Source organism: Arthrobacter sp. NicSoilB4, assembly GCF_019977335.1.
In the GTDB taxonomy this organism is placed as follows: domain Bacteria; phylum Actinomycetota; class Actinomycetes; order Actinomycetales; family Micrococcaceae; genus Arthrobacter.
In genome coordinates this window covers 1,767,390-1,794,242 of record NZ_AP024653.1, presented here as the reverse complement: position 1 = coordinate 1,794,242, position 26,853 = coordinate 1,767,390, and the positions used below count along the sequence as shown (strand labels likewise).

Below are 26,853 nucleotides of genomic sequence, written 5' to 3'. Positions count from 1 at the left end.
AGCACGGGCAGCTGGCAGGGGGTGCTAAAGACGGGGGCAGGCGTCGTCGACGATTCGCCGGGCCATGGCCAGGGCGCGCTGGCCGTAGGTTGCCCCGTCGAGCACAGCGCCTGTGGCGTAGGCGCCATTGAGGACGATAAGCAATTCGTCCGCGAGCTGATCCGGGTCCTGCACGTCGGCGTCGACGGCGATGGTACGGAACCACTCCCGTACCTGCCGCTTGTGCCCGATGGCCGCGAGGTGTGCCGGATGCTGCCCATCGGGGAACTCGGTGTTGGTGTTCAGCATCGGGCATCCGCGGTAGGAGGCGCCGGCGGTGTCCCCCGCGAGTACCTCAAAGACGGCGATGAGCTTGTCCCGTGGGGCCGGGTATTCTTCGGCTGCCTGCCGCATACGCTCGAACCAGGCGTCCGCGCGGCCCTGCACGTAGGCGGTGGCGAGGGCATCCTTGGTGGGGAACTGGCGGTAAACAGTGGCGTTACCGACGCCGCTTTCCTTGACCACGGTGTCCATCCCGACCGCCCGGATGCCGCGCTGGTAGAACAAACGCGTCGCTACCTCGAGAACGTTGCGCCGGTTCTCTTCGCCAGTCTTGCGTGCCACGAAAATTTACTCCTATTGAACTTCTCCAGAGGTCTTACTGCTTCCAGTTTGACAGACGGAACGATCCGTCACAAACTGATCGAGAATGATCCGTCACATCGGATCCAGGCTCATCGACAACAGGAGATCAACTTATGAAGACCGCCATTCTCGGAACCGGCACTGTGGGCCGCACGATCGCCGCGCGGCTGGTTGAACTCGGCCACGGTGTCATCATCGGCACCCGCGATCCTGAGGCCACGCTTGCCCGGACGGAGGCCGACCCCATGGGCAACGCGCCTTTCGCCGACTGGGCTGCAGAGAACCCCGGCGTCACTCTGGCCGGCTTCTCCGACGCCGCGGCCGGAGCCGAACTCGTTGTCAACGCGACCAACGGCGCTGCATCCCTGGACGTCCTGGCCCAGGCAGGGGTTGAACACCTCGACGGCAAGGTCATCCTGGACATCGCCAACCCGCTCGACTTCAGCCAAGGCATGCCGCCGACCCTGTTCGTCAAGGACACCGATTCCCTCGGCGAGCAAATCCAGCGCGCTTTCCCCACCGCCCGCGTGGTCAAGTCCCTCAACACCCTGAACGCCGACCTGATGGCCCGTCCGGGCAGCCTTCCCGAGGCCAGCACTGTCTTCGTCTCCGGGAACGACGCCGCCGCCAAGGAAACCGTCACGGAACTGCTGAAGGAGTTCGGCCACCAGGATGTCATCGACCTCGGCGACATCACCACTGCCCGCGGCACCGAAATGCTTCTCCCCGTCTGGCTTCGCCTCTGGGGTGCACTCGGTACGCCTGCCTTCAACTTCAAGATCGTCCGCTGATCCCGCGGCCCACTGGCCAGAACACCGGAAGCAGCACATGACCGCTGTGCTGTGATGGTGGCCCGCCGAGGCAGGCCGCGGCGGGCGCCGCAGCTATGCATGGCAACGTGTTTGGGAGAAGGACATGCCTGAGGAGGCGAAGACATATGGGTTCCATGGATGGGACAGTGGCGCTGGTAACGGGTGCGGCGAGCGGACTGGGACAAGCAGTGGCAGCGGGCCTTGCGCGCGACGGTGCCTTGGTCGTAGTGGTGGGCCGGTCCCCGGCTCGGGCGGAAGAGGCGGTAATGTCCATCCGGACGCTCGTTCCGGGCGCCCTGCTGGAGCCATTGGCCTGCGATCTCTCGGTGCAGTCCTCGATCCGCACGGCGGCGGCCGAGTTCCTGTCCCGCCATGGCAGGCTGGACGTGCTGGTCAACTCAGCGGGCGTCTTTCGCAAGGACCGCCATGTGACTCCTGACGGGCTGGAACTCACATTCGCCACCAATGTGATGGCGTACTTCGTGCTGACCAACCTGCTGCTGGACGCTCTCAAAAGTGCCGGCGCAACGGAGGCAATCCCGGAGACTGCCAACCAGCACGCCGAGGGGGCTCGCGTGGGCCGCATTGTGAATATCGCGTCCAAGTACGGCAACACCAAACTCAATTTCGATGACTTGCAGACCGCCACGGGCAGGTACAGCTACCTCCGATCGACACCGCCGACTATGCTCGCCCGGGTTCTGCTCACCCAGGAGTTCGCTGAACGCCTCCAAGGCGCGGGCGTCGTGGCCAATGCCGTCCACCCGGGACTCGTCAAGAACACGTCATTGCTGCACGACGTCGGCGGCCCCTTCCGCCTGCTCGCCAACACGTTTGGCGCGACCGCGGAAGAAGCGGCGGACACGGCCCTCTGGCTGGCCACGTCACAGGAAACAGCCGGTGTATCCGGCAAGCTCTGGTCAAAGCGCAAGGAACTCCCCACGCCCGGCATGGGCTCGAACCCTGAAGCCCGTAAACGCCTCTGGGACGCATGCTCGCAACTGGCAGGGCTGCAGTGAGTCGTGCCTGGCGGACCCCCATGCGTCGTCGGCGGAGCCTTCATCGATAGGCTCGGCGAAAATGTCAGCGGCATCGCTGGTGCCGTTGGCAGCGAGCCAACGAAGCTCATCCGGGTCCGACTTTTCGGCGCGAGTTCAGGGAGCTGATCGGCAGCGTCTCTGCTGCCGCCGTCAGCGAAACTTCGCCGTTCTTCGAACCTCTTCCCGTTCCGCGGACAGCACAATCACTAGCCGGACGGCGCCGAGGTACCCGCGGGCAGCCCGTTTACGGAGGATTCCGTATCGCAACCTGACACGGTGAGTACATCCGAAGAATTGCGGTGCTCGACAGACATCCCTCACCGCCATGATCCCGCGTGCGGTGGTCCGGGCTCCTTAAGTGCGGCCTTTAGTGGGGCCGGGTCACTGTCAGCCCGGTCCGGGTCGCGGTAAGGGCGTCGGCAAGCCGGTCCGCGTCCCCTGCTTGTTCTTCGACAGTGGGCATGGTGCGAGTCTCGCTGGTGCAGTTCAGCAGCGCGGCCGTGACCTCGGGGATCAGATTCGGGAACCGGCTGGACCGGTAGCCATTATCGTCGGGGTGCTCGGGGTGATTCAGGGTTGTGGTGACGAGAACTGCGACCTCGGTTCTGCGCGTCATGCCGAGTTTCATCAGGATGGACGAGACCATATTTTTCACGGTCTTTTCTGCCAAAAACATTTCCTGGCTGATCTGGCGGTTGCTCAGTCCTCTTCCCATGCCAATGGCGGCAGTCATTTCCTGCCTTGAGAGGCTCAGGAGACGGTCATCCGCCCGTGCGTGCCCTAGCAGGGGGCACGGGGCCAGAAGCACCGGATGGAACCAGCCACTGTACGCGGTGTGCCCGGCCAGGGCCCGTCGGATGAGCCTGAGTTGTTCGCTGCTGTCATCCTGCTTGGACAGGCACCCCCACGCGCCGGCCAGGATGGAGTCGATCAGCACGGCTTCGTCGCTGTCCCCGGTCATCAGCACGCACCGGATGCCCGGGTCGGCCGCTGCGATGGCCCGGCAGACGTCGGCACCGGAACCGTCCGGAAGATCATCGTCCAGGATCACCAGCTCCGGGCGAAGGGCAGGGATCCGCCGCACTGCTTCGCGGGCGGCCCCTGACTCCCCGGCGATGCAAAGACCATCGGACTCGATCAGTTGGCGCAGACCTCGCCTGATGACCTCGTGGTCGTCCACCAAATACACGCCACGGCCGGCGTAGCTGTCGTGTGGGCGGACTTCCGGGTCAGCCATCATCGCTGTTCCGTATCTTTCGCCTGTGAGACTCCGAAGGCGTTGTTAGTGAATCCCTAGAGCCTGCCCCACCGACTCGAAGGCGAACCCGGAACCTCCATCCGGACTGCTGCCGGCGCGCATTCATGCACACAGGCCCTTTCCCTCCTGACGCTAGACCTAAAAGCTTCCTATACCAATAGCGTCCGGTCAGCCGGCCGGCGCCGTCACGTCAGGCAGCCGGGCCCATAGCTGGCGCCGGAACGGGAGTGTAGGCGGCGCCGTTCGGAGCATGGGCCCAGAGGCTGGTGAACGGGATGGTCCAAGGGAAGGACGAACGAGGATGAACTCCCAGCAGAAGCCCACAGGGCGGTGCGCGGTCCGCCTTATTCGGCCACTCCCCCATACAACCGAAAAGGTCTATCCGGGACCCCACACACCCGGAACATCAGATCAGAGGCTGGAGAGTGTGGACACTGTCCACGCCCCCAATTCTCCCCGCTAAAGGCACCCAGCCGCACCCCGCAATGACGGCGTGCGGCATTTCTCTGTCTCGACAAAGTTGAAGAAGCCGTAGGACTCCACGTGCGGCAGCAACCTGGTCATGCCCTCGCTCATTGCGGGCTCTTGGGCAGACCAGGGCTGTCGGTCGCTAGGCTTCTCATAACGCTTCCACCTCCGTTCATCCCTTCATGGCCGGCAGCGTCGAGAGCCGCATGACCAGGCGTTCCCCTCAGAATCCCCTCCCCGCGTGCTCGCCTAACCCCGGGGGCAGTGCTCGCCGCATCACGGCACTGAATGGGCGACCTTCTGCATGACGCCGCTCACAACCTCGCACGACCGATTTCGCACCCTGTCTTCACAGTTGACCTCACATCTGATAGCTGACGGAAGGCCGGTTTTCGGCGTTTGAAAAGCACTGGGAAGGAGGGGAGTGCGGCTTCGTGATCAGCGTACGAAGGCCGGAACGCAGGAGTTGTTGAAGGGCTTGAACCAGTCCTTGAGTTCCATCGGGGCGAGGGCACTGCCTGCCAACACTGAGGTAACTACGCCTATGAGGACGGTGGCCGCCCGGTCGCTTAGTATGGTGCCCCTGGTCTGCGAGGGCTTGGCGGTGGCCTTGACTACGGTGCGGAACGCGTCCCTGCGTCCGTGCCCGACCCCGACGTGGGAACGAAGTTCCAGTCGAAAGACCCGTCGTCTCGGAGTGTCATCCGAAGGAACCCGTGGGTGTCGCTGAACCGCTTCACGATGTACGACGGACTGTTGGTGAAGGGGCGCAGATCGATACCTCCGGTGGAAACCTGGAACGCGGTCATCCCGTCACTGACGCACTGGTCGGCGTTGTTCACCGGACATGAGCGTTCGTAGTTGTGTTGTGACCCTGACAGGGTCAGACGGACCCGGTGCTTCCACATCACGTCGATCCACGGCTTGTGGTCAGAGGCCCGGTCATGCTCCCTCGTGTTCGACGTGAAGTACGGTTCATGGTGCACGACTGCCAGGTGCTTACCCGCCGCTTTAGCAGCAGCGAGGTCGTTGTCCAGCCACGTCGTCAACGCCCGAGCCTGCGAGGGGTTGAACCGCCAGTGCGCGGACGACAGGAACGCGAAGTGCCAGTTCCCGAAGTCCTTCGAGTACGGTTTCCCGTTCCCGATGAACCCACGCTGCTGGTTGATCGCAGCCTTCGCCGTAGACCCCGGGCATTGGCCATTCATGAAGTTGCCGAGGTCTTCGTTGCGGCCGGGTTGCCAGTCGTGGTTGGGTGCGGACACCCAGTACAACTTGGGCTTTGTGCCACCCCACAGCGGCGTCCAGTACTTCACGTAGTCAGCGCAGTACGCGGCGTCGTATTGGAAGTCCCCGAGCCCTAGGAACGCGTCAATCTCATTGTTCTGCACGAGCCGGGTGATCGCCGCACCGTTCCGACCGGACGGGCTATCAGGCGCGTAGTTCCTGACGCCGTTCATGTCACCGACAGCAGCGATCCGAACATCAGTGATCCGACCGCCGATGGAGAGGGACACGACCCAAAGACAAGTGACGCCTAAGAGGAACGCGGAAACCCCAGCGATAACACGGTTGCGGCGCATGGGGCCTCCCTTCGTTGGGGGTTGCAGTGTGTACCACTTCGGGCATATCGGGCGGTCCGCCCTGTATGTCCCTTTTTTCGAGTGTAGAACAACCCCGGACGCTGTTTGCCTCGCCATGCCTCTGGCCCGGGTAACCGAATCACCTGGTAAGGACCATGGCGATGACGTCATCAAGACAGCGATTGCGGCTGGGCATCCTCCAGGAATCCACTTGAATGCCGAGTGTTCGCTTTGCACGGCCGCCGTGCTTCCGCCATACGGCACCGAAATCAACAAAAGAATGGCTTTTGTTCTCTACTTGGACCTGGGTTTGCGGCTGGTCCAGAGTTTTCGCTCCGACCCCTCTTCATGCAGGACTGCGGGGGCAAAGGCAGAAGTCATGTTGTACGCGGCCCTAGCCACCATGAACTGGTGAACGCGAAAACCCAACGGAAGGACGAACAAGGATGAACACCCAGCAGAGGCCGCACAAGGCGGTACGCGGGCCGCCGTAGCCGGCCGCTCCCCCACAACCGAATAGGTCTACCCGGGACCCCACACACCCGGAACATCAGATCAGAGGCAAGAGTGTGGACACTGTCCACACGAAAAAACACCAAAAAGCCCCTGAACAGGGAAAATACTTGCCCGAGGTGGGACTCGAACCGGGTTCCAGGCATTGAGATACCGCCACTCGCCTGAAATCCTCCGCAATCCGGCCCAATCCGGCCCAATCCGGCACGAGTACGACCCGATCCGATCCGAAGCCCAGGGTCTGCACAAAGCATTCTGTGGCTGTGCGCGGTCAAGAACCCGAGCATCTCGATTGCATGTCCCGGCGAGCAAGGCGGAATGCATCGCAAATGTGCGTCCGTTTGAGGATCGGCTTGCGGGCACCTATGCACCGATGCGGACATAATCCTCTTTATCATTTCGTGCACGAGATGACGTTAAATTCTCTACGACGCGGGACACATTCATGGAATTGCCGACTACGTAGAGACTCCGCCAGCTGAGCTGTCCGCTGTGCGCGCTCGTCGCTACTGAGCGTGGTGAACGTAGAGATCGCGGAGCAGCGCGATCTCGGCTCCGTGGTGCAGGATCTCCTGGTTCTCCCACCACACGATCGACGGAAACGTCTCCTCGGCGTCGCTGCCGTACGGGTAGCTGCTTAGCCCGGTCCGGTCATAGTCGGACTCATCGACGCTGAGTAGTACCCGGCGCCAGTCGGCTGCGGCCTGTCGGAACCTCTCGATAGCGCCCGCTGCATCTGGTCGTGATTCGTACGTCGCTCGATCGAACGTTCGGTCGCCCCCGAGGTGGTTGGATCGGCCCAACAGCGTCTCGGAGATGTGGTCAAGCCGCCAGGCGATCGTCGTGAGGGGCGTAGGCCACGGACTTTCGGGGGCGCCGTCTCGCCCCCACTCACCCGAGCCAATGAGCTTGACGGCGCCCGGTCCGGGCCCATCGGCGCGCCTCCGTACCGACCAGCACGCGGCGACCGGTTCCCAGAGGTACTCGGCGTCCGTCAGTACCGGTACTTCGACGTCGCTGTCATCACCCGAGTTGCTGGTGGGCCCGGCGAGGCGAGTGAGAAGTCGTCCCGTCGCCCAGTCGTACTGCTCGAGCAGTGGCTTGAGGCGCTGGTTGGTCATCATGGCACGTAGCCTATACGCCCACGAGATACCGTTAGGCGCCTACGCACGGTCGATGTTCGCTTTCGGGGCATCTGCTGGCTGTCCACGACCAAGTGCCCGCCAAGGGATCCCTCAGCGGGACAACTCGAGTCAGGCAGTGACTCGGGCAGACACGGCCGCGGTGACTCTGTGCAATGAGGCCTAGCTCGACAATGAAGACAAGAGTCGACCGGCAGCGAGGCTAACTAACGAGCTGCTGAATCGCGCCGGGATTGAACATCAGCGTGTTAATCAATGCGAATGTGGGGATGCCGTAACCAATGGCCAGGGCCGCAATAGCCAGACCGCGGCCGCGAACCCTTCGACCCGATCTGGCTGAGCGCCATATGCCCGCACCCCACGGCGAAGACGGCGACGACGGCAGTTCCAAAAATCCAGACGCCGGAAGCGGCGATCAAAGCGAGGATGATGGCTGCGACGGAAAGCCTGTTCAGTCGATCAGTCGAATTTTCTGCCGGCAATAGGCCGACCGCACGGTAACGGGCATGCCGTCATCTTCGCTCTCTTACGGACCGCCAGGAAGCTGCACGGCATTGATCGGTTCGGGATCCTGAGTAGCATTGCAGGCACTTCCAAGCTGAGGAGTGTCATGGACAGGATAGAGGATACGACCGCGCCGGCCACCGGCCTGCAGGGCCGGGCGTACAAACTTGCAGCCGACGAGGGGACCGCCCTGTGGTTCACGAATGCATTGGTCATGGTCAAGGCAGGTGGCCCGGAGACGAAGCAGCGGCTGACCATTGTGGAGATACTCCATCCGGCCGGCTACGCGCCACCGATGCACCGGCATCTGGTTGAGGACGAATCCTTCTACATTATTTCGGGCACGGCCCTGTTCGAGAGCGACGGGCATCGCTTCACCGTGCAAAAGGGCGATTTCGTCTTTCTTCCCCAAGGTTCCACCCACACATTTCTCGCCGGGCCGGAAGAGTCCTTCCGCTCCCTCGTGATCACTGTCCCGGCCGGCTTCGAAAGCTTCGCCGCCGAGGCAGGAGCGCCGGCAGCGCGCAGGGAACTGCCGGAACCTGAACCCATCGACGGCCCTTCACTAACCGCGATCGCTGCACGCCACAACATCGAGATCATCGGGCCGCCGCTCACTAGCTGACCCACATTCCCCCGTGCCGACGCCCCGCCAGTCACGGTGCGGGCGAGGAGGCAGCTTACGAAATCCGGGTGCCAGCGTCGTGCCTTGGTGAGGTTCGGGCGGGTCTCGGTCATGGTCCAGGTACCGACCGTGAGATTCGAGTCCGTCCCGGCGGGAAGGACGGCGGTCACCCTGCCGCAGCCACGTCGGACCACGAACGAACTGAAGTAAAACACCGGAGACCGCCTGCTCTGAAAATAGCGATGCGCCTCCCGATGTGAATCGCAGCGGTAAGTGGCAGCGTTCTCGCGGAGCTTTTTGTCACGCCTTGCTGCTCCTGAGTCCGCCCGTGAATGGTCCGTGGTGATGCGCGGTCAGGGGGTGAATCCGATGATCTGGCCGTGAAGCGTGGATGCGATAACGCCGGGTTGGCTGAACGGGATGTCATGTGCAGCGCCCTGCACCGTGCGAAGAGTGCTGCCAGGAAGCGCCGAAGCGGTCAGCTCGGCGGATTCGTGCATGAGTTTTCGTTCGTTCGCTCCAACCAGTACGTCGACGGCTCCCTGATAGTCGCTCCATGTCGCGGGCAGCGTGAATCGGATGTTCTCGCTCACGCTAGACAGGAGGGTTTCGCGAGTCGTTGCGGCGCTGTCATGAAAGTAGTCGTCCACAAGGCGATTGGGGATACCGAGCTGGTGTGCTTGGGCCGCCGCAAACCGCCTGTGCCGAGCGAGCGGGGCAGCCAGGCTGAGCAGTGCCAGCGTAGGTCCGGGAAAGGGAGCGGGTTTTGTTTCAGCGCTGACGACGACGACGCCCCGCACAAGGCGGGGTAGCTCGGAAGCGAGCAGGATCGCGAGCTGGGCTCCCATGGAGAAGCCGACGACGTGGGCTCCCTGCGGGGCATGGCGTTCGATGACGTCGGTGAGTCCTCGCACGGTGTCTTCATGCGAGAGGTACGGCTGTGCTGCGCTACGGCCGAATCCTGGGAGGTCTGGGACGATGGCTTTTATGGTCGGCCCCAGCAGTTCGCGCAGGGGTCTCCACATCCATCCGCTCACGCCCGCCGCGTGAATCATTAGAACCGGATCGCTGCCCTCGTCCACGTTGACGTACATCCGGCCATCATCGCAGAGCGGTTGATCGCACAGGCGAGGCGATGAGGCCCGCAAGCCGGTCCGTTAGTGGAACCTCGGACGGGGCAATCACCGGCCGTTCAGGTCTGGATCGACGATGCGAGTTGCACTGGCGTGGTCTGTTGGTCCCAATTGGCTGTAAGGGTCCTTAGCTCTGGGGGCTTCCGACGAGGTTGAGTGACCGACGGACTGACATCTCCAGGTTTCCTGCATGGATGGTTGTCACTTCGCCTGTGCTGTCGGGAACTGTGGAGCCGATGACGGGAACTCTGGCGTTGGGGTTTCCGGCGCTCCGCAGATGGACGGACTCGGGAATTATTTCCATCGTCCCATCGACCTCGAAGTACTGGTCGGCCCGGGGCTGGCCGGTCAGGATGCTGGCCGCCAAGGCGGATGCATAGACGGGATCAACGGCAGCGTCTTAGATCCATCTCGTTCCGAGAAAAGAGTGCTCCATCATGCCGACAAGGCACGGGTCGCCGCGTAAAAGAGGCGAACCCCTGCACGTCAGCGGAACCTGAAAACTGCGCCGTCGTTTGCAACGGGACTCTTGGATTTTGGTTTTCCCCACACTTCTCCGCCGGGCGTGTGTCTCAGTTTCACCGCTCCAGTGGAGACGAGTATTCATCGCTCTCTCCCAGTGCCAGTAGGGACGCGATTGCTTTTGATGTGGGGTCATTGTGGGAGTTCAGACGCCAGGAAACCCTTGCCACGGAATCAGTAGGCGCAGCAGCTGTTCCACGTCGGGAGGCACTCATCATGGCTGCACTTACTTCCTTCTTATATCGCTCCCACAAAATTTCACTATGAAGCGGACAGGCAAGTTCCATCGGTCGAGCCGCTAGCCGGTCAAAGGTAATTAGTCCAAACGGGTCGTGATGAGGCGATAACTTCACGCCTGTCTCACCGCAGCCAGCAACGGGACACTGATTCGAAGTATTCATTTCTATAGTTCCTCTCTTGCAGGTACTTCGTGCATTGTCAGCGATGGTCGAAAGTGAGCCATTTTTGTGGGCTGAAAAGTGAGCATTTTAGCGCTGGTTATTCTGCCGTAATTTCCAGTCTTTTCGAGGCCAGCGCCGCCATTTGTTTGGGGCGCACTGTCATTACGCAAACTATCAACGATCGCGGCAAAACCCCACTTTGTGCTCATGATTTCTCGCAATCCCACGAGGACCTACACGCCCTGGTTCGTTCTATTCGCAGCTTGATACGCAAAAAATGTGAATTCCAATGGAAACAACCCTGCATTCACCCAATTCGTCCGAAGCGCCCGGACGGAGAACAAGCGATCAGAAAACTCGTTGACGACAGAGGCGGCGTAACCCGCCGTACACCACATTCATCAACATCGTCCGGCGCTCTCTCGTGTCGCATTTGGTCATTCCACATCCAGTTCCCTTCCATAATGCGGCCGGGCTCCTGAGGGGAACCTGAGACCGGCCTAGGCTCTCATCGCATCGGGACGGTTCAGGCTGAATCCTTGGACTATGGTTCAACCGAATCCGTCGCCCGCCGCTGCGCTTCCGGGGAGGGGACTGAAGCAACCACGGCGAAAGCGTGGCGTGCGGCGTGGACTCCGATGGCAGTCCACTGTCGCGGCCATGGCCGCCGTCGCCGTCGCCGTCGCCGTGCTGACCAGAGGATAACTGCTGCTCCAGAGACTGGAGTCGGCGCTCGTCTCGAGTACTTCGCCGGCACCGTAACTAAAGACCCCTTGGTGCAAATCCTCGACAAGAGGGGAATTGTTATCGCGGCGTCGGAGCCCAGGCAATTGAGGCGCCGCTGAGTTCCCTCAGACCTGCTGCGGAGCAGATCGTGACCGAAAACTTATCGGCACCCGGACTCCTAGGGGACGCCGACGAGCGCTACCTTGTGGTGTTGGACGTCGAAGTCGAAGGCAGCAAGTAGTGGGTTCTGGCTTGCCGGACCATTCAGCCCCAATCAGACACGGTCCGGATTGTCCACGGATTCTTACTGACCGCCATGCCGTTACTGCTGGCCGTGGTGGGCCTGTCCGTGCATTTCCTCGTCGGGCGTTCACCGCGCCAGGTGGACACGATCCGTACACAAGTCAGCCACATCTCCAATGCCAGCCACGAACTGCGGAGCCCGCTCACGACAATCCGCACTGGGTCTCATGGTCGCTTCGGTTTGGCTAGGTCACAAACAGCAGGGAACAACAACGACGGGACAACGAGGACTGGGCCAAGCGCCGTCAGGGCGGTGTGTCGCCAAATACGACAACTTCCCGCTCCGTGCACATCCGGGGACCTCTAACCGTTCCGCACAGAAATTCCTCAGGCGATCCATACGGAGGACACAGTCGGCGAGCCCACCATTGTTCAAACCGGAGTCGCCGCGAACGCGACGGCGACCGCGCCTTACCGGAGCGTCGGTGGCGAGCGGCGAGACCTTTAGCCGAAAGAGGACCGGCACTTATACCGGCTAAAGATGTGAGGCTCAATGATAACTTTGCGCAAGCACCTACTCCCTCCAGTCCCCCAGACAGGTTGCTGTCGACGCAAGCCTGTACCTCTGAAACCGCGGCCTCCACGTCCGGCGGCGTGACCAGTAGATCCGCCGGTTCAAGCCCCGAACAGTGAAGTGCCCCCGATGAGCGCCGGACGATGAAATGTTCCATCGCTGACAATTCACGAAGTACCTGCAAGAGAGGAACAATGGAAATGAATACTTCGAATCAGTGTCCCGTTGCTGGCTGCGGTGAGACAGGCGTGAAGTTATCGCCTCATCACGACCCGTTTGGACTAATTACCTTTGACCGGCTAGCGGCTCGACCGATGGAACTTGCCTGTCCGCTTCATAGTGAAATTTTGTGGGAGCGATATAGGAAGGAAGTAAGTGCAGCCATGATGAGTGCCGCCCGACGTGGAACTGCTGCTGCGCCTACTGATTCCGTGGCAACGGTTTCCTGGCTTCTGAACTCCCACAATGACCCCACATCAAAAGCAATCGCATCCCTACTGGCACTGGGAGAGAGCGATGAATACTCGTCTCCACTGGAGCGGTGAAACTGAGACACACGCCCGGCGAAGAAGTGTGGGGAAAACCGAAATCCAGGGATCCCGGTGGAGACCACGCTGGACACATCGCCAGCCTTTAGTCGCCGGGATAATGTTTTTGCCCGTGCCGGCCGAACGGGCGGAGGGTTTGAGACCATTTCCTTGCTTGATCGAGGCCAGAAAGCGGATACCTGCTGGAGACGTCGAACTCAAATACATACAAGTCCATGACCGGGCCCCCATCGGATACGCCCTCGTATCCTCGAACGACCAAGACCTTACCGCCCGGAAGAATGCCCCTGGTTGCTCTTGGAGTGTCGTCGGAGAAGACGTTCACGGACCAGGGACTCGCCGGTGCCGACCCGGCACACCTCGGCTCAAGGAAGCGCTAGCCGCTTGACCGTCAACAAGACGTATCAAGTCATGCGCTTACCTGGCAACGTCGCCACGAACAGTCATGACATCAAGAAATGCAAACCAGCAAAGGCAGCACCGCTCCCCCAGCCAGCGTCCAGTCATGCAGCTGGCGGCACCCCGGGCCATGAACGAGTAAACAGCGCCACCGCTGCCCGAACCACGAGAAGGAGCCGCCGGCCACAGCAACGGCACACCAACAAAAATAGGCCCCGGAGGGGCCCATCAGTAAACAGTCTGTGCACACTCAGAGGCTCACAAGCCCCTGAACAGGGAAAACACGTGCCCGAGGTGGGACTCGAACCGGGTTCCAGCCCTTGAATTTCCGCCACTCCCCCGCAAACCTCCGCGATCCGGCCCAGTCCGGCACCAGTACGACCCGATCCTAAGCCCAGGGTGTGCACGTTGTGCACACCCGCTTCCTTGCACGCTTCGGGGCCCCCAACCGGGCGAGCTCGCCCGGTTGGGAAGGGGCTCTTTGCAGCAACTATGGCGATTCAGTACTCGAATGCCATATAGCCGCCCCCGCGCCACCGGCGGCTGACTCGCGAAGGAGAAATCTCCCCCGCCCGCCCTCACAACTTCCCGCACCGTTGACGCCACGTGTGACTCAGGCTACAGTTTAGCAAGTTATACGAATAACCCACCAATGTAATTGGCCCAAGGAGGTGCCCATGGCTGGATCACGGCAAAAGTCAGGACCGACAATGCATGACGTCGCTGCTGCCGCCGGCGTCTCGCAGGCCACTGTCTCGCTCGTGCTGAATTCCGCCTCCGGATCGCGCTTCTCCGAGGACACTCGCAAGCGGGTACGCGACGCCGTGGACCGGCTCGGCTACCGCACCAACGCCCACGCCAAGGTTCTCCGCGAAGGCGTGGCCGGCATGATCGGATTCATCGGCGATTCCGTGGCCACTTCGCCTTTTGCCGGCGCCATCATTGAAGGCGCGCAGCAGCGGGCCTGGGAGGACGGACTCCTCCTGCTCACGGTGAACACCGGCGGCGACGAGGAACTTGAGACCGCATCGCTGGACACCATGCTCTCCTACAAAGTTGCTGGAGTGGTCTACGCCGCCATGTACCACCGGCGGCTCGAAGTCCCCGAAGTGCTGGCGGGCGTTCCGTCGGTGGTGCTGAATTCCCAGGACCGCGCGGGCCGCATTCCGAGCGTAGCTCCCGATGAGGTGCGGGGTGGCTATGTAGCTACGCGGCGCCTGCTGGAGGCCGGGCATTCCAGGGTTGGACTCATCAACATCGAGACTTTGGAAAGTGGGCTCCCAGCTGCCGTGGGCCGCTACGAGGGCTACACGCGGGCGCTTGAGGAAGCCGGACTGGTGTTGGACCCAGTCGTCATCCGGTTCGGTGCGGGCAATGAGGAAGACGGCTACCGGTACGCGATGGAGCTGATGACTGCGGCGAAGCCGCCGACGGCTATCTTCTGCGCGAACGACCGGACGGCCTGGGGCGCGTATCAAGCCGTCTCAGAGCTGCGCCTTTCGATCCCCGGGGATGTATCCATCGTGGGCTTCGACAACCAGTCGACCCTGGCGCCCCACCTTCGCCCGGGACTTACCACCCTTGAACTGCCGTTCGTCGCCATGGGCCGGCGCGCGGTTGACCTGATCCTCCAGGGCGCGGAACCCGATGGCCGGGTCGAGCTGATGGAGTGCCCTCTTATTGAACGCAACTCAGTGACACATCCAAAGGAGATGCCATGAGCCGCATTATCCCGGCCGGACGCCGGCGTCCGGCCGCGGCACCCCAGCCGCAACGAAGGATTTCTTTTTCGCTTCGGCTGAAACGAATTCTTCGGGCCTGGCAGTTATACGTATTACTAGCCCCTGCGATTATCTACATTCTGGTCTTCAAATACTGGCCGATGTACGGAGTGCAGATCGCTTTCAAGAACTACAACCCGGTGGACGGCTTCACGGACAGCCCTTGGGTGGGTCTGACCCACTTCATCAGGTTTGTGAACTCGTACCAGTTCGGCCAGGTCATCGGAAACACGCTGTGGATCGCGCTTCTGGGTCTGCTGGTGGCCTTCCCGGTTCCGATCATCCTGGCGTTGCTGGTCAACCAGCTCCAAAGCGAAAAGTTCAAGAAATTCACCCAGACAGTGCTGTACTCGCCGGCATTCATCTCCACGGTCGTGGTCGTGGGCATCATGTTTGTTGTCCTATCCCCCAGATCCGGTCTGGTGAACAACGCGATCCAATTGGGCGGGGGCGAGCCGATCTTCTTTATGGGATCCGCGGAATGGTTCCGTCCCATCTACGTCCTCTCGGATGTCTGGCAAAACGCCGGGTTCTCAATGATTGTGTATCTGGCGGCTCTGGCCGGAATTGATCCCGCCCTTCACGACGCGGCCAAGGTCGACGGCGCCTCAAAGCTCCAGCGCATCCGGCACATCGATCTGCCGGGCATCATGCCGGTCATCACTGTGCTGTTCATTCTGGCCATTGGGAACCTGCTCAACGTTGGTTTCGAGAAGGCACTGCTAATGCAGACCCCCCTGAACCTCTCGACGTCGGAGATCATCCAGACCTACGTCTACCACGCGGGCCTGCAGCAGGCGCAGTTCAGCTACTCGGCTGCCATCGGCCTGTTCAATTCCATCCTCAACCTGGCGCTGCTGCTTTTCTTCAACTCGGTGGCGCGCCGGGCCAACCAGTCGACCCTGTGGTGATGCCGAGATGTCTCTGAAAACCAGCCCCGTCAACATCGAAAACCCAGCCAGGGCCGTGAGCCGGCCCCGCCCCAAGCCGACCCTGAGGGACAAGTACGGCGACCGCGTGTTCAACATCGCCGCCACATCGGTGCTGGTGCTGTCCATCCTGGCCGTCGTCTACCCGTTGTACTTCATTGTGATCGCCTCCATCAGCGACCCCAACGCGGTCTACGAAGGCAAGGTCTGGCTGTTCCCCTCCGGCGTGACCACGGAGGGCTACGAGCGGATCTTCGCTGACAGCCGGATCTGGAACGGCCTGGGCAACACGGTCGTCTACACCGTCCTGGGAACCGTCATCAGCGTCACCACGATCCTCTGTGGCGCCTACGCCCTCTCCCGCAAGGACATGCCGGGCCGCAAGATCCTGATGCTCCTGTTCGTCATCACCATGTTTTTCGACGGCGGCCTCATCACCAAGTACCTGGTGGTCCGGGACCTGGGGATGCTGGACACCGTCTGGGCCGTGGTCCTGCCGGGGGCAGTGGGGGTGTGGAACCTGATCATCGCCCGCTCCTTCTTCGAACACACCGTCCCGAACGAACTGCGTGAAGCGGCCCAGATGGACGGAGCCAACGACTTCACCTTCTTCTTCAAGATGGTGCTGCCGCTGTCCAAACCGCTGATCATGCTGATGATCATGGTCCACGTCGTCGCGCACTGGAACTCGTTCTTCGACGCCCTGATCTTCCTGAACGACGACTCCAAATATCCGCTGCAGCTCGTCCTGCGGAACATCCTCATCCAGTCAGACGTCTCATCCTCCGGCACCACCGGCGGGGACATCGAATCCTATGCCGCCGCGCAAAGGATCGCAGAGCTCACCAAGTACGCCATGATCGTCGTCTCGAGCCTGCCACTCATGATTGCCCTGCCATTCATGCAGAAGCACTTCACCAAGGGCGCCATGATCGGCGCAGTCAAATAGCCCCTCCCCTATCGACCGTCCGGGCAACCGCCGTCGGACGGCAGCAATCCCACCTCAGAATAGGAATGACCATGGCACTTAGCCGTAAATACGCCGTCCTCGGCGCCGTCCTGGCCGGAACATTGACGTTCACCGGCTGCTCCGGCGGCAAGTCCGGCTCCACGGAGATCAAGGACGCCTCCGCCGACTTCGGGTTCCAGGAATCCGGCTTCCCGATTGTCAGCAAGCAACTCGACCTGACATTCTCCGGGACCAAGGCCGCCCTGGCCCCGGACTACAACACCATGACCGTGGTGCAGGAATGGGAAAAAGCCACCAACATCCACGTCAACTGGGAAAACCTGCCCGAGACGGTCTTCCAGGAAAAGAAGAACCTCATCCTGGCCAGCGGGGACCTGCCCGACGCGTTCTTCAACACCGGCCTGACCGACGCCGAGATCGCCACGTACTCCGCCAGCGGCACCCTCATCCCCCTCGAGGGACTCATCGAGAAGAACGCGCCCAATCTCTCCAAGCTGCTCTCTGCCCGTCCCGATATCAAGGCAGCCATCACCTCCTCGGACGGGCACATCTACTCCCTGCCGTCCGTCGAAGAACTCGGCCTGGTCCAGTTCCCCAACGAACTGGCCATCAACACCTCCTGGTTGAAGAAACTCAACATCCCGATGCCGAAGACCATCGACGAGTTCCACGACGCGCTGCTCGCGTTCAAGACCCAGGACGCCTCCGGGACCGGCAAGACCATCCCGCTAAGCTTCATGCCCGGCTCCTGGTGCGGGGACATCGTTGACCTGATCGCCGCCCTCGGCGGAGTGCCGGACAACATGGACCACCGAATCGTCCAAGACGACAAAGTCATCTTCACCCCCACCCAAGACGGCTACAAGAAGGCCATCCAGACGCTGCACGAGTGGTACCAGGAAGGCCTGATCGACCCCGAATCCTTCTCCCAGGACGACAAGGCCTACCTGGCCAAGGGCAAGGCCGCCACGGAAAACCTCGGCTCCTTCGTCTGGTGGGAAGTCCCCGAGATGGTCGGCGCGGACCGCGCCGCCAACTACTCCCTCGTGCCGGTACTCGAAGGCGTGGACGGCAAACGGATCGCCAGCCAGTCCAACAACCAGGAGATCGCCCGCGGCGCGTTCGCCATCACCCGGACCAACAAGTACCCGGCCGCGACCATGCGCTGGGCCGACAACCTCTATGACCCCCTCCAGTCCGCCCAAGCCAACTGGGGACCGATCGGTGAAACTCTCCAGAAGGACGCCACCGGCCTGCTGACCCAGATCCCGGCCCCGGCCGGAACCAGCGAAGGCGAACGCCGCCAGAAGGTCGCCCCCGGCGGCCCGAAGGCCAACACGGCCGAGAACTTCACGACCGTCGTCGCACCCGAACCGCGCGCCGCGGAACGCCAGAAGGCTGTCAGCGAAATTTACAAGCCGTTCGCCGGCAACGACGGCTACCCCCCGGTCGCCCTGTCCAACGAGGAACTCCAGCAGATCAGCACCATCCAGACCGACACCACATCCCTGGTGAAGCAGAACATCGCCAAATGGATTGTCTCCGGCGGCATCGACCAGGAATGGGACGGCTACGTCTCCCAGCTCAAGAACGTCGGTGTCGACAAGATGATCGAGGTCTACCAGCAGGCCTACGACCGCTACAAAAAGAACTCCTAACTCCCTCCTGCCGGGTGGGCCGGTGTGCGCGCCGGCCCACCCACCCCTCAGGGAACCCTTTTGCAGGGTTCCTCCCCCAGACCTGCACAGAAACGAGACCGTCCTTCATGACCGCCGCGACCGCCACCACGGCCGACACCTTCCGGCCGGCCCTGCACTACACCGCGGGGAACACCTGGCTTAACGATCCCAACGGACTGATTTTCCATGATGGCGTCTATCACCTCTACTACCAGAACAATCCGGTGGACAACGTCTGGGGAAACATGTCCTGGGGGCACGCCACGTCCACGGACCTGCTGACCTGGACCGAACACCCCGTCGCCATCGCCTGCGACGAGGACGAAGACATCTTCTCCGGCAGCATCGTCTTTGATCAAGACAACACCAGCGGATTCGGCACCGGTTCGGCACCGCCCTTGGTCGCCGTCTACACCAGCGCCTTCAAGCCCGGATCCGCGCACGGCGGACTCCAGGCCCAGTCGCTCGCCTACAGCCTGGACTGCGGATACACGTGGACCAAACACACCGCCAACCCCGTACTGAACCGCGGATCAGCCGAGTTCCGCGACCCCAAAGTCATCAGGTACGACGGCGACGCCGGCAGCTACTGGGTCATGGCCGCCGTGGAAGCCCAAGACTTCCAGGTCGTGCTCTACCGCTCCGATGACCTCCGGAACTGGGAATACCTCAGCACCTTCGGCCCGGCCAACGCCACCGGAGGCGTGTGGGAATGCCCCGACCTGTTCCCCCTCCCCCTCGACAGCGACCCGGCCAGGCTGCAGTGGGTCCTCACCGTCAACCTCAACCCCGGCGGACCCAACAACGGCTCGGCTGGCCAGTATTTCGTGGGCGAATTCGACGGCACCACGTTCGCCTCGGCCACCACCGTCACCGAAGGTCTCCAGGACCCCGCCCGGCTGAGCGAGTACCAGTGGCTGGACTGGGGCCGGGACTACTACGCCGCCGTCTCCTTCAGCGACGTCCCCGACAACCGCCGCCTCATGATCGCGTGGATGAACAACTGGGAATACGCCAACCACATCCCCACCACACCGTGGCGCAGCCCCATGACACTCGCCCGCGAAATATCCCTCCACACCATCGACGGACAACCCCGCCTGATCCAAAAAGCCACCGGAAATTTCGCCGCACTTCCCGAGCAAGGCCAAAAGTTCAGCCTTGCGGACACCGAAATCGCCGACGGCACCCACATCTTGGAAGATGCCGCGGGCAGCGTCCAGCGCATCGATATCACCCTCACCCCGGGGACAGCCGAGGAATTCGGGCTGGTCGTGCGCGGCGACGGAGCCCGCGGAACCCGAGTTGGCATCCGACCGGACGAAGCAATCCTGATCGTTGACCGCCGGGACTCCGGGGACACTGATTTCCACAAAGCCTTCCCCTCCGTCGACAGCGCACCCGTCCTGACCACGGAAGGGTCCTACGATCTCACCATCTACGTGGACCGCTGCTCCGTTGAAGTCTTCGCCCGGGGCGGCCAGGTCACCATGACGGAACTGATCTTTCCGGCCCACACCAGCACCGACGTCGCTGTCTACGCGATCGGCGGGACAGCAACCATCAACCGCCTCGAAATCACTCAATTCGCTTAACGCCCGCCAGCAGAAAGGACAACACATGCACAACCCCGATGCCGCCAGCCAGGCGGGGCAACCCCTCGATGTCCTCGTCATCGGCGAAGCCCTCACCGACATCGTCACCTCGCACGAAGGCACGACTGAGCACCCCGGCGGATCACCGGCCAATGTCGCCTACGGGCTCGGCCGGCTCGGCGTCAACACCGGACTGCTCACGGCGTTCGGTAACGATGACCGCGGCGCGGCAATCGAGAAGCACATTCTCAGCGCCGGTGTGTCACTGCTGCCGGGGTCCCCTTCGCTCCCCAGGACCTCGACTGCCACGGTAGCCCTCGCCCCCGACGGTTCAGCAAGCTACGACTTTGACATCGCCTGGAACATCCAACCGCCGGTTCCCGCCGTCGTCCCTGAGATAGTCCACACAGGTTCCATCGCCACGTTTCTGGCCCCGGGTGCCGACGCGGTCAAATCGCTCCTTCAGCAGCGCCGCCCCGGATGCACGGTCACGTATGACCCCAACATCCGGCCCGCCCTGCTCGGCAGCCACGCCGAAGCCGTATCCATCTTCGAAGACCTGGTCCACCTCACCAACGTCGTCAAGCTCAGCGACGAGGACGCGCACTGGCTCTACCCGGACCAGAACTCAGACCAGACCGCCACACACATCCTGCATTTGGGCGCCGACCTGGCCGTCATCACCCAAGGCTCATCGGGTTCGCTCCTTGCAACAGCCGCAACCCGCGTGAAGGTCCCGGCAGTGGAATCGAAAGTCGTGGATACCATCGGGGCAGGCGACTCGTACATGTCCGCGCTGATCTTGGGCCTCCTCACCCGCGGAACCGATGGTTTGGCACCCGCTGTTCTGGAGCAGCTCGGACGAACGGCCGCCATGGCGGCTGCGATCACCGTACGCCGGGCTGGTGCAAATCCCCCGACCGCAGACGAACTTCGCTCCCAGCTTCAGAACCAACAGACCTAGCGCCGTCCGTTTCGTCGCGGGCAGCCGTCCTATATCTGGTAACTGCCCGCGTTCCCAACCGCCGTTCATACCTTCCGAGCAGCCTCCGAAGTTCAGTTGCATAAAATGGACCGAAGCTCCGATCAACCGTCATTTGATCGGAGCTTCGACACATTCGCTACCGGTTCCCCGCCGCTGCCTCTTTCCTGAGAACTGGCACCAGGCCTGCCCCATACATGTCGACCTACCGGGCCGTCCGACGGGCGAAGGTCAGATGGAGAACTCCGAGTACACAAGGGGTCGCTTCGATTTCAATGGTTGCTTCGAGTCCTTCCGAGTCCATCCCAGAGCCGCTCGCCCCGGCCCAGGACGATCGGCACGAGGACGATGTGCACGTGGTCGATCAGATCGGCCTCGAGGGACTGTCGGACCGTGCTGACGCAGCGACCGACCGGACGTCGGGGTCACCGTCCAGGGGAGCGAGCGTGCTTGAGCGCGGAGACGGCGTCGGCGTCAACGAAGGTTGTTCCGCCTTCCATCTTGAGTACCGGCCGAGGACGGCGTGTCAGAACAACGACAGGGTCTGATTTCGGCAGTGCACTAACCGTGTTGGTTGGCGCGATCGCCAGAACAGCGAGGGCCACGGCAATGATGCCAAGCCCTACCCAGCCAACAGTGCTGAGGCGTTCGCCGACGATGGCCACGGCCAGGACCGCGGCGATGGCCGGTTCACTCAGGGTGATCGTGGTTGCGGTGCTGGCAGTGACGCGCTCCAGACCATATCCGAAGAGCAAGTAGCCCAGAAACATCGGGATCAGAGCCATGTAGGCTGCGACGGCGAACACCTGAGAGCTCGCGATCAGCGGTGCGCCGGTCATAAGCAGGACCGGCACAAGCAGAATGCCGCCGGCTCCGAACACTGCCCCCATCGAGGCGGCGCGACTAATGCCGCGGCTCATGAGGCGTTGGGCGCACCACGAATATGTGGCGTACGTGGCGCCTGCGACCAGACCGAGCCCGATGCCGGCAAGCGTCGAACCGACATCGCCGGGGTCGAGGGCCATCTTAGAAAGACACAGCAAAGTGCTGCCAGTTATGCCAAGCCCGGCGGCCAGCATCCACCACCGGCTGAGCGGGGTGCGTTGGACGAACCATTCCAGCACACCGGAAGCCAGCGGTGCCGATGCCAGGGACACGACGGTGCCGAGCGCCACCCCGGCCAGGTGCATCGAGCTGTAGAACGCCAGCGGGTAGATCGCCACCGCCACCGCGCCCAGTCCCGTCAGGGGTAGGTTGGCGCGTAGTTTCCCGCGGCTGGCGCGTAGCGCCGGGATCGCGATGAGAGCCTGCAAAACGCCGCCGATCCCCAGGGCGGCGGCTCCGATCGCCAGCGGGCCGGCGCCGGGTGCGAATGTCGCGGCGGTGCCCGTTGTGCCCCACAGCATTGAGGTGATGGTGATCGCCGCGATGGCGATCACCTTCTCGCGCCTCACAGCGCATCCACCAGCGAGGCGGCGATCGCGCGGGCATGGACCAAGCGCTCAACAGAGCCCTCTAGGCCGGCGCGGGCTACTGCACCTTCGAGCACGAACGCCAACTGCTCGGCGAGCTCTGCGGCCCGGTCGGCGTCGACGATCAAGGCCAGACCAGCGGCCAGGATCGCCTCGACCTGTTCCTTGTGCTCGCGGACCGCCACCCGCCCGGGCGCGCCCGCCGGCAGCTCGGCGGCTGCGTTGAGCAGCCCGCACCCGCGAAACCCGTGGACGTAGGCGGCCCCGGCATGGTCGATGTAGGCATCGAACACCGCCAACACCCGATCGCGCGAAGTCTGTGCATTGACGACGCGCAGCTCGTACAGGCCCAGCCACTCCTGGTGGCGTTCCCGGATATACGCGAGCACCAGATCGTCCTTGGACGCGAAGTTGTTGTACAGGCTCTTCCGCGCCACACCCGCCCTCTCGGTGATCGCATCAATCCCGGTAGCGGCCATCCCATGCGCATAGAACAACTCAGCGGCGGCCGTCATCAACCGATCACGTGCCGGCCGCTCCCGGCCCAGACCATCACCCACAACATCACACAACCCTTAAGTAGGTAGCCCAGTCTACCTACTTAAGACGACGGAACACCACCCCGCTCAGCCGCTAGAGGGGAAATGCCCGTTCTCGACAGATCGAACGTGGTGTGCAAGGGGCAGGAAATTCCCCCAAGGAAAAAGGGGCAGGAAATTCCCCCAAGGAAATCAGCGACGCAGGAGCGCCGGAGGGACATTTTCCTGCACCGCAGGCCCCGGTGGAGCTTGCGGAACCGGGGCTAGACGGGGTGGATCGGATGCCTAGAATCCGAAGGAAACTCAATGATGTTGTCAACGGATGTTGGCGTGCCGCTCCCGTGTCCCAGCCATTCGTGGCTGGGACACCCGCAAGAGCTTTAGCTGGTCCAGCCCGGATACGGGCTACAGTCCTGGTCCGGCAGTTCTGCGGCTGTGGCGGGGAAAGTTGTCCCTGCGCACGGACGCGCCTCCGGTAGTCCCGCATCACTGCCCGACCCGCTGCTACGCGTACCGTTCCCCGGAAGGTGTGGGCCATGGGTCCACGTGCGCCTCGATGACCGTCTTATAGGCTTTTCCTTCCGACATGCTTTTGTCGGGGATATTCTGGGGGGAGTTCAGCAGCACGGGCCGGTGATCATGGCTCGTGGAGGAGGGCTGGATAGCTTCATTGGCAGCCGCCCTGCCGTGGTGGCAGGGTTGGAGGCCTTCCTGTTAGGAGCTGCCTTGAATTCTTCACTGACGAGACCACCCAGCCGTTCTGGCGGAGGGGTTCAAAGGACGTTCGGCGTCGAGGAGGAATTCCTGCTCGTCGATGCCACGACGGGGCAGCCCGTGCCCGCCGCGGAAGTGTGCTTGGCCAAGGCCCCGCAGCGCCCTGAAACCAGTGGCGGCCCATTCTTGGCTTTGGAGGTCCAGCAAGAGCAGCTCGAGGCCGTCGGGCCTGTCTGTTCCACGCTGCAGGAAATGATTACGTTCATCCGCGAGGGCCGGCAGCTGGCCGACGAGGCAGCCCACTCGGTGGGGGCACGAGCGGTCGCCGTGGCCACCAGTCCCGTCCCGGCTACTCCCACCCTCGTCCCGCAGCCCCGATTCCTGAACATGGCAACCCGGTTCGGGTTGACGCTCCGGGAGCAACTCACCTGCGGCTTCCATATTCACGTCCGAATCACCGACGGTGACGAAGGTGTGGCAGTTCTGGACCGCATCCGGATCTGGTTGCCCGTGCTGCTGGCGCTGAGCGCGAACTCCCCTTTCTGGCAGGGTGCCGACACCGGATACGCAAGCTTCCGCTACCAGGCTTGGAACCGCTGGCCGACCTCCGGGCCCTGCGAAAGGTTCGGATCAGAACGGGAATACCACCGGTACGTGCAATCCCTGCTGACAACGGGCGTACTCCTGGACGAAGGGATGGTGTACTTCGACGCGCGCCTCTCCCGGAACCACCCGACGGTGGAGGTACGCATTGCCGACGTCTGCATGGAGGCCTCACACGCGGCCGCGATTGCCGCGATCGTGCGGGCACTCGTTGAACGTGCCGCCCAGGAATGGCGCGCCGGGATTTCTGCGCCCCGCCGGTCCGCCGGGCAACTGCGTCTGGCGGCGTGGCAGGCGAGTCAATCAGGAGTCGACGGCACTCTCCTGCACCCCCTGCTGAACACTCCATGCCCGGCCGGAGAAGCGGTCCAGGTCCTCCTCTCCCATATCCGGCCGGCCCTGGCCGACAGCGGGGACGAGGAGCAAGTGACCTCGGAAGCGGCAAGGATCCTGACCTCCGGCACAGGTTCACGCCGGCAGCGGGAGATCATGATGAGCACCCAGAGCCTGCCCGCCGTGGTGCTCGAGGCCATCGGACACACCCACGGGACCGCCGTGGCCCCGCGTCGCCGGTCACGGCGCCTGCACACTACCTGACCGACTCGACAGGACAGCCACGACAGCGTCCAGTGGACGCCCTATTAGTGCGGGCCCTCCGAGCATGCACCGCCGTGGGCTCTCCCGATGTGGTGTCGGGCTCACCAGCTTTACGGACCCGGGAACGCCGGCGCGGAATCCGGGGTTCTTAAGTCCGGCTCGGCAGCGGGCGCCGGCGCGTCGGCCGGATCCCGGTTGCGGCGAGGGCGGCGGCAAGCCGGAGGGCGTACGATGCCCGCTCGGCGTCCGTAGGCGGCACTGAGCGGTCCTCGCTGGTACAGCTCAGCAGCGCTGAGGTGACTTCGGCGACCAGATCCGGGAACGGACTGGACCGGTAGCCGCCGCAGTCAGGATCGTCCGAGTGATTCAGCGCTCCGCAGATGAACACCGCGGCCTGTGTTCTACGCTCCATGCCGAGTTTCGTCAGCACGGACGAGACCATGTTCTTCACCGTCTTTTCTGTCAGCCCCATCTCCTGGCTGATCTGGCGTTTGGTCAGCCCTTTCCCCAGACGGACGGCGACATTCGTTTCCTGTCTCGTGAGGGTCAGGAGTCTCTCATCCGGGCGTTTCGGCCCGGGGAACGGGTCCAGAAGCGCCGACTGGAACCGCCCGCTGTAAGCGCTGTAACCGGACAGTGCGCGGCGGATCAGCCGGAGCTGTTCGCTGCAGTCATCCTGCTTGGACAGGCATCCCCACGCGCCGACCAAGATGGAGTCGAGCAGCAAGGCTTCGTCGGCTCCCCCGGTGACGCACCGTGTAGTTGAGCCAGCCGCGGCGATGGCCCGGCACACCTCGGCACCGGTTCCGTCTGTGAGATTATCGTCAAGGATGGCCAGATTCGGGCGAAGGGCTGGGATCCGCCGAGCTGCTTCGCGGGCGGACCCCGATTCCCCGACCATCGGACTCCAGCACCTGGCGCAAGCCCCGCCTAAGGACCTCGTGGTCGTCCAGCAAATACACACCCCGGCCGGGCTTTGGATGCTGCGGAGGGATTCCCGGGTCCGCCATCATTCCTGTTCCGTTCCTTCGCCTTTGAGACCCTGAAGGCGCTGTATTGGATGATTGGGGCCGACCCCGCCGCCGCGACCAATACCACCGGACCCCCCGCCCGGTGTTCCCGGCCAGCCCGCGTTCGTGTGCACGGGCCTGATGCTCTCCAAGCTAGACCTGATGGAGTTCCGGCAAAAGTGCCCACGTCCCGGAGCACGAGATGTCCGGGGCATGGCATACGGTCGGCATCCTCGAGTTGCTTTGAAGGTGCTGCGGGGCCCTGTGTCCAGGCGAATGCGGCACAGGCCGTGCCGCTACCCGGGGAGCCGGTATTCCTCGGCCGTGAGGTGCCAGATGGTGCCGGTAGTGCTGACTATCAGCGTGTAGGTCCCCGGCTGCAGAGCGATGCCGGTCGCCCCGGCTCCGGCCTTGATCCGGGCAAGAATGGTGATGGCCGGTCCTTTCGCAGGCTGGAGGTAGGCCACCGCCGGGCCGGTGAAGGTGTACTCGATGTGAAGTTTTCCGGTGACGGTCACGACCGGCCCCGGGAGCTTGGTGCCGGAGGCCTCCGCAACGGTGACCCACTTTTTGACCGGTGGCGGCGGGGCCGGGTTCAGCAGTTCGTTCACCGCGGTGACGGTAGCGGCGATTGTCCCAGCGACAGGTTCCCCGGTGATGTAGGTCACCGCAGCCAGGAGGGCGGCGGCCACGGCGGTCGATGCCAGCCGCAGGCCGCGGCGCTGGGAATTGGTCCCGCCCAACGGCATGGAGGCACCGTCGGCGGCGTATTCTTTGGTGATCCGGAACAGGTCAATGATCCACCAGATGCAAAGCCGGGCGTTCGGCGTCATGATGCGTTGCGAAGTCATGATGCTTATGAAGCAG

General features: G+C 62.8%; 20 protein-coding genes. 10 read left to right on the top strand and 10 right to left on the bottom strand.

Annotated elements, in window-relative coordinates; all coding sequences use genetic code 11:
• Positions 1 to 24 precede the first annotated feature (24 nt).
• Positions 25 to 603 (bottom strand): TetR family transcriptional regulator, encoded by a 579-nt coding sequence (locus tag LDO13_RS07985; protein WP_224049454.1) that lies wholly within the window; start codon positions 601 to 603, stop codon positions 25 to 27.
• Positions 604 to 737: 134 nt separating this feature from the next.
• Here LDO13_RS07985 and LDO13_RS07980 point away from each other — a divergent pair, with 134 nt between their 5' ends.
• Positions 738 to 1,415 (top strand): NAD(P)-binding domain-containing protein, encoded by a 678-nt coding sequence (locus LDO13_RS07980; protein ID WP_224049453.1) that lies wholly within the window; start codon positions 738 to 740, stop codon positions 1,413 to 1,415.
• Between the two features lie 146 nt (positions 1,416 to 1,561).
• Complete coding sequence (locus LDO13_RS07975; protein WP_224049452.1) at positions 1,562 to 2,455, top strand: SDR family NAD(P)-dependent oxidoreductase; 894 nt, start codon at positions 1,562 to 1,564, stop codon at positions 2,453 to 2,455.
• Between the two features lie 388 nt (positions 2,456 to 2,843).
• Here LDO13_RS07975 and LDO13_RS07970 read toward each other — a convergent pair whose 3' ends face one another.
• The 3 genes from LDO13_RS07970 to LDO13_RS07960 all read right to left on the bottom strand — a co-directional run bounded on the left by LDO13_RS07970 (position 2,844) and on the right by LDO13_RS07960 (position 7,422).
• Positions 2,844 to 3,716, bottom strand: a complete 873-nt coding sequence (locus tag LDO13_RS07970; protein WP_224049451.1) for a response regulator transcription factor — start codon at positions 3,714 to 3,716, stop codon at positions 2,844 to 2,846.
• 1,100 nt (positions 3,717 to 4,816) lie between these two features.
• Positions 4,817 to 5,662, bottom strand: a complete 846-nt coding sequence (locus LDO13_RS07965; protein ID WP_224049450.1) for a hypothetical protein — start codon at positions 5,660 to 5,662, stop codon at positions 4,817 to 4,819.
• Positions 5,663 to 6,804: 1,142 nt separating this feature from the next.
• A complete protein-coding gene (locus LDO13_RS07960; RefSeq protein WP_224049449.1) occupies positions 6,805 to 7,422 on the bottom strand; it encodes a DinB family protein in 618 nt (205 codons plus the stop codon).
• Positions 7,423 to 8,050: 628 nt separating this feature from the next.
• Between LDO13_RS07960 and LDO13_RS07955 the strand changes: the two genes are divergently transcribed.
• Positions 8,051 to 8,569, top strand: a complete 519-nt coding sequence (locus tag LDO13_RS07955) for a cupin domain-containing protein (protein WP_224049448.1) — start codon at positions 8,051 to 8,053, stop codon at positions 8,567 to 8,569.
• Positions 8,570 to 8,922: 353 nt separating this feature from the next.
• Here LDO13_RS07955 and LDO13_RS07950 read toward each other — a convergent pair whose 3' ends face one another.
• Positions 8,923 to 9,663 (bottom strand): alpha/beta hydrolase, encoded by a 741-nt coding sequence (locus LDO13_RS07950; protein ID WP_224049447.1) that lies wholly within the window; start codon positions 9,661 to 9,663, stop codon positions 8,923 to 8,925.
• 166 nt (positions 9,664 to 9,829) lie between these two features.
• Positions 9,830 to 10,069, bottom strand: coding sequence for a hypothetical protein (locus tag LDO13_RS07945; protein ID WP_224049446.1), 240 nt, complete (start codon positions 10,067 to 10,069; stop codon positions 9,830 to 9,832).
• A 3,756-nt stretch (positions 10,070 to 13,825) separates the two neighbouring features.
• Here LDO13_RS07945 and LDO13_RS07935 point away from each other — a divergent pair.
• The 6 genes from LDO13_RS07935 (at position 13,826) to LDO13_RS07910 (ending at position 21,033) form a co-directional block, all read left to right on the top strand.
• Positions 13,826 to 14,836, top strand: a complete 1,011-nt coding sequence (locus tag LDO13_RS07935) for a LacI family DNA-binding transcriptional regulator (protein ID WP_263422151.1) — start codon at positions 13,826 to 13,828, stop codon at positions 14,834 to 14,836.
• Positions 14,833 to 15,807: an ABC transporter permease subunit gene (locus LDO13_RS07930; RefSeq protein ID WP_224049443.1), complete on the top strand. Its 975-nt coding sequence runs from the start codon at positions 14,833 to 14,835 to the stop codon at positions 15,805 to 15,807. Before LDO13_RS07935 ends, LDO13_RS07930 begins: the two co-directional genes overlap by 4 nt.
• Positions 15,808 to 15,814: 7 nt before the next feature.
• Positions 15,815 to 16,774 carry a carbohydrate ABC transporter permease gene (locus LDO13_RS07925; protein ID WP_224049442.1) on the top strand — a complete coding sequence of 320 codons (960 nt, stop codon included), beginning with the start codon at positions 15,815 to 15,817 and terminating at the stop codon, positions 16,772 to 16,774.
• Positions 16,775 to 16,845: 71 nt separating this feature from the next.
• On the top strand, positions 16,846 to 18,453 hold the full coding sequence (locus tag LDO13_RS07920) for an ABC transporter substrate-binding protein (protein ID WP_224049441.1): 1,608 nt from the start codon (positions 16,846 to 16,848) through the stop codon (positions 18,451 to 18,453).
• A 107-nt stretch (positions 18,454 to 18,560) separates the two neighbouring features.
• Positions 18,561 to 20,069 (top strand): glycoside hydrolase family 32 protein, encoded by a 1,509-nt coding sequence (locus LDO13_RS07915; protein ID WP_224049440.1) that lies wholly within the window; start codon positions 18,561 to 18,563, stop codon positions 20,067 to 20,069.
• Positions 20,070 to 20,094: 25 nt separating this feature from the next.
• On the top strand, positions 20,095 to 21,033 hold the full coding sequence (locus tag LDO13_RS07910; RefSeq protein WP_224049439.1) for a carbohydrate kinase: 939 nt from the start codon (positions 20,095 to 20,097) through the stop codon (positions 21,031 to 21,033).
• A 443-nt stretch (positions 21,034 to 21,476) separates the two neighbouring features.
• Here the strand turns inward: LDO13_RS07910 and LDO13_RS07900 are convergent, their stop codons facing one another.
• Together LDO13_RS07900 and LDO13_RS07895 are read right to left on the bottom strand one after the other, a co-directional pair.
• Positions 21,477 to 22,505 (bottom strand): EamA family transporter, encoded by a 1,029-nt coding sequence (locus LDO13_RS07900; protein ID WP_224049438.1) that lies wholly within the window; start codon positions 22,503 to 22,505, stop codon positions 21,477 to 21,479.
• Positions 22,502 to 23,038: a TetR/AcrR family transcriptional regulator gene (locus tag LDO13_RS07895; protein WP_224049723.1), complete on the bottom strand. Its 537-nt coding sequence runs from the start codon at positions 23,036 to 23,038 to the stop codon at positions 22,502 to 22,504. The genes LDO13_RS07900 and LDO13_RS07895 overlap by 4 nt, the downstream gene beginning before the upstream one ends.
• Positions 23,039 to 23,788: 750 nt before the next feature.
• Between LDO13_RS07895 and LDO13_RS07890 the strand changes: the two genes are divergently transcribed.
• A complete protein-coding gene (locus LDO13_RS07890) occupies positions 23,789 to 24,976 on the top strand; it encodes a glutamate--cysteine ligase (protein ID WP_224049437.1) in 1,188 nt (395 codons plus the stop codon).
• A gap of 148 nt (positions 24,977 to 25,124) precedes the next feature.
• On the opposite strand, the gene LDO13_RS07885 is transcribed toward LDO13_RS07890, so the two are convergent.
• Positions 25,125 to 25,703 (bottom strand): response regulator transcription factor, encoded by a 579-nt coding sequence (locus LDO13_RS07885; protein ID WP_224049436.1) that lies wholly within the window; start codon positions 25,701 to 25,703, stop codon positions 25,125 to 25,127.
• A 579-nt stretch (positions 25,704 to 26,282) separates the two neighbouring features.
• Positions 26,283 to 26,837 carry a hypothetical protein gene (locus tag LDO13_RS07880; RefSeq protein WP_224049435.1) on the bottom strand — a complete coding sequence of 185 codons (555 nt, stop codon included), beginning with the start codon at positions 26,835 to 26,837 and terminating at the stop codon, positions 26,283 to 26,285.
• Between the last annotated feature and the right edge of the window lie 16 nt (positions 26,838 to 26,853).

Bases quoted from the DNA above. Each gene is read 5' to 3' on its own strand.
- LDO13_RS07980 (WP_224049453.1), top strand. From the start codon at position 738: ATGAAGACCGCCATTCTCGGAACCGGCACTGTGGGCCGCACGATCGCC.
- LDO13_RS07975 (WP_224049452.1), top strand. From the start codon at position 1,562: ATGGGTTCCATGGATGGGACAGTGGCGCTGGTAACGGGTGCGGCGAGC.
- LDO13_RS07970 (WP_224049451.1), bottom strand. From the start codon at position 3,716: ATGATGGCTGACCCGGAAGTCCGCCCACACGACAGCTACGCCGGCCGT.
- LDO13_RS07965 (WP_224049450.1), bottom strand. From the start codon at position 5,662: ATGAACGGCGTCAGGAACTACGCGCCTGATAGCCCGTCCGGTCGGAAC.
- LDO13_RS07960 (WP_224049449.1), bottom strand. From the start codon at position 7,422: ATGATGACCAACCAGCGCCTCAAGCCACTGCTCGAGCAGTACGACTGG.
- LDO13_RS07955 (WP_224049448.1), top strand. From the start codon at position 8,051: ATGGACAGGATAGAGGATACGACCGCGCCGGCCACCGGCCTGCAGGGC.
- LDO13_RS07950 (WP_224049447.1), bottom strand. From the start codon at position 9,663: ATGTACGTCAACGTGGACGAGGGCAGCGATCCGGTTCTAATGATTCAC.
- LDO13_RS07935 (WP_263422151.1), top strand. From the start codon at position 13,826: ATGCATGACGTCGCTGCTGCCGCCGGCGTCTCGCAGGCCACTGTCTCG.
- LDO13_RS07930 (WP_224049443.1), top strand. From the start codon at position 14,833: ATGAGCCGCATTATCCCGGCCGGACGCCGGCGTCCGGCCGCGGCACCC.
- LDO13_RS07925 (WP_224049442.1), top strand. From the start codon at position 15,815: ATGTCTCTGAAAACCAGCCCCGTCAACATCGAAAACCCAGCCAGGGCC.
- LDO13_RS07920 (WP_224049441.1), top strand. From the start codon at position 16,846: ATGGCACTTAGCCGTAAATACGCCGTCCTCGGCGCCGTCCTGGCCGGA.
- LDO13_RS07915 (WP_224049440.1), top strand. From the start codon at position 18,561: ATGACCGCCGCGACCGCCACCACGGCCGACACCTTCCGGCCGGCCCTG.
- LDO13_RS07910 (WP_224049439.1), top strand. From the start codon at position 20,095: ATGCACAACCCCGATGCCGCCAGCCAGGCGGGGCAACCCCTCGATGTC.
- LDO13_RS07895 (WP_224049723.1), bottom strand. From the start codon at position 23,038: ATGACGGCCGCCGCTGAGTTGTTCTATGCGCATGGGATGGCCGCTACC.
- LDO13_RS07880 (WP_224049435.1), bottom strand. From the start codon at position 26,837: ATGACTTCGCAACGCATCATGACGCCGAACGCCCGGCTTTGCATCTGG.